We start from the raw sequence: 2,526 nt of genomic DNA on the forward strand, positions 1-2,526 counted from the left end.
CCAAACGGTACCGGAGGCAATGGCGCTTTTGGCTACAAGTTTCTGGACAAGGACCGATTTGTCGCACAAGGAGCGTTTACAGGATATTTTATCTATGACCTTCAGGGAAATCAGATCCAAAAAGTCGCCAACAATGCCACCGAACTTTGGCGGATCAGCATCTATTCCAACAGGACGACTTTTCATCCTTTTGTCGAAAACGGCCAAGACATGATGATCGGGGAGGAACAGAATTTTTTCTCCAATGAAGATGCTGACCACAAAAAACTTGGGACTGATTACTATGCCAAAATCAGCAGCATCTACCGCTATAACCTTGGAACAGAAGAAAATGAAATCCTAGAAGCCTTCCCTGAATCTTGGGAACCTAGGCTGAACAAGCGGTTTGTTGGACCTGACTTGCCCTTTGTCGCACTTCATGATTCCAAGAAGAAATATGCCTTGATGCCTTTGGTAGGCAATCAGGTTTTTATTTATGAATTTCAGGAAGGTAAACCTGTCTTGACAGCCGATATCCAACTTTCCCATCCGCTGAGACCGGAATCCGCACCTCTCTTTGACCTAGAAGCAGAAAATCCCGATTCGGAATATCCCAAATTCACCAATGTCCTTTTTGCAGGAGATTACTTGATTGCTTCCTTCAGTTCAAAAGTTCCTGTTTCTGTTATGACAGAGCTGCGAGCAAAGTCAGAGGAATATTATAGGCTTCCGGAATTCAAAGAAGCGCTCAAAAAGTATGTAAAAACCTACCATATCATAGTCAAAGACGGAAAGCAAGTTGGGATTATTGATGAGTTGCCGGTTCATGGGGGATTGGAGTTTTTGGATGGAAAAGGAATCCTCTATGTCAATGACAACGCCAATCCGGAAGAAGAGCGGGATTACAATATTTTCTAAAAAGTAAAAATAAAATAATAAAAAAAAACCGGCAGTTTCCTGTCGGTTTTTTAGGATATATATACAGTTGGTTTAGATTCATTGATAACGAAACAAATCCTGTGCCATTGCATTTTCAATTGCCAATCGTAAAAATAAATCCTATTCCGGGTTGGATCATGGTTATCGGAGAGCGTTGGATGTCATATACAAACTCGCCCTCGCCCTGATCGGGGCGGTATTCGGTATCCTGTTTTCTGAGAAAATCCACCGGACCACTGTCATGGTACAAGACCTTAAACTCAAAATGTCCCAAATCCCTGTTTTTGAAAGGGATTTTGAGCCCTCCCCCAAATCGGTAACCCAATACCCAATCTCCAAAATCCATCCCTTCTTCGATCGGTTCCTCAAACTGGAACTCCCTGATTTTGTACCGGGTATAGAAATAATTTGCCCCGACCTGTGCTTCCAAGAAAGGAACGATCCGCTTTTCACTTTCGAAATTATACCTGAAGATTCCCATTAAGGTCAGGAGGTTATTATTTCTCCTCAGTCTCATTTCGTCAGTAAATCCCGGATAGAGGTCGGTTCTTTTTTCGAGTTCGGTACCGTACTTCCCATATCCGATTCCAAAACCTACTTCGATAGGCTTGACAGGGAATCTGTAATAGATAGACATGGTGTATTCAGGAAAAACCGATCCATCCATGACGTCTTTCAGGTCTCCGACCGGCACACCGAGATTGGCCTGAAAACCGGTAGAAAAATACTGTGCATGGGAGACCGAGGCTGACAAGAGAAAGAAGGCAATTATAAAAATCCGTTTCATATAATTGGGTTTTGATTGATTACGGGATTTACCAAAAAGCAGTTTCAAAAACCTTCAATCCAAATCCTTGAAAACCTCTTCCAAATCCAAACTGAATCCTGCAATACTTGATGAATTTACAATATCTCCGGGCGAAAAAAGTTTGGAGGGAATGTATTTTCCTGCTATCAGTGTATAAATCAAAAGCGTCTGTTCGGTGGGTTGGATCACCCAATATTCCTTGACGCCGCTTTCCTCATAGGCTTCATACTTGTACTTGAGTTCTTTGCGATTGGAACCGGGAGAAAGGATTTCAATTATCAGGTCAGGAGCGCCGATGCAGCCGGCATCATCCAATTTGCTTCGGTCACAGACCACACAGATATCAGGCTGCACGACGGTAAAGATATCTTCATTTTTCTTTGACTTAATAGGAAGCCTGACGTCAAAGGGTGCGACAAACACCTTACAAGGCTTTTGATCCAAATAATCAGCAAGTTTTCTGGCAATTTTTAGAGTTACTTCCTGATGAATCCTTCTTGGGGCTGCAGCAGCAGATTTAAAAACTTTTCCTCTGATGATTTCCACCATTTCGTCCATTTGCCAAGTCAGGTAATCCGCATAGGAATACTTGCCATATTCTGTATAAGGTTCGCTGACTTTGTTTTCGGTTTCTTCGGTTTTCATAGTTCTAATTTAATGAAAAACTTGAGTTAAAAGAACTTGATGAAACAAGTACAAATTGACTTTTGGGGGTCGTCATGCTTTTCCATGGAGGCGGAGAAGATTCTTTTTATATTTTGAGATCTTTCATCCTTCGTACCTCGGATTCAAGATGACGT

General features: G+C 42.0%; 3 protein-coding genes. 1 reads left to right on the forward strand and 2 read right to left on the reverse strand.

The annotated features are described in order from the left end of the window. Nucleotides 1-897: hypothetical protein (locus ACZFYI_RS18955; protein WP_462525685.1), on the forward strand; the 897-nt coding region annotated here is incomplete at its 5' end. 115 nt (nucleotides 898-1,012) lie between these two features. Here ACZFYI_RS18955 and ACZFYI_RS18960 read toward each other — a convergent pair. Together ACZFYI_RS18960 and ACZFYI_RS18965 are read right to left on the reverse strand one after the other, a co-directional pair. Beyond that, a complete protein-coding gene (locus tag ACZFYI_RS18960) occupies nucleotides 1,013-1,705 on the reverse strand; it encodes a hypothetical protein (RefSeq protein WP_462525686.1) in 693 nt (230 codons plus the stop codon). Between the two features lie 54 nt (nucleotides 1,706-1,759). Then, a complete protein-coding gene (locus ACZFYI_RS18965; RefSeq protein WP_462525687.1) occupies nucleotides 1,760-2,371 on the reverse strand; it encodes a Uma2 family endonuclease in 612 nt (203 codons plus the stop codon). Between the last annotated feature and the right edge of the window lie 155 nt (nucleotides 2,372-2,526).

This window comes from Aquiflexum sp., assembly GCF_977115555.1.

Coding starts and splice junctions, on each gene's coding strand:
- ACZFYI_RS18960 (WP_462525686.1), bottom strand. CDS start 1,705: ATGAAACGGATTTTTATAATTGCCTTCTTTCTCTTGTCAGCCTCGGTC.
- ACZFYI_RS18965 (WP_462525687.1), bottom strand. CDS start 2,371: ATGAAAACCGAAGAAACCGAAAACAAAGTCAGCGAACCTTATACAGAA.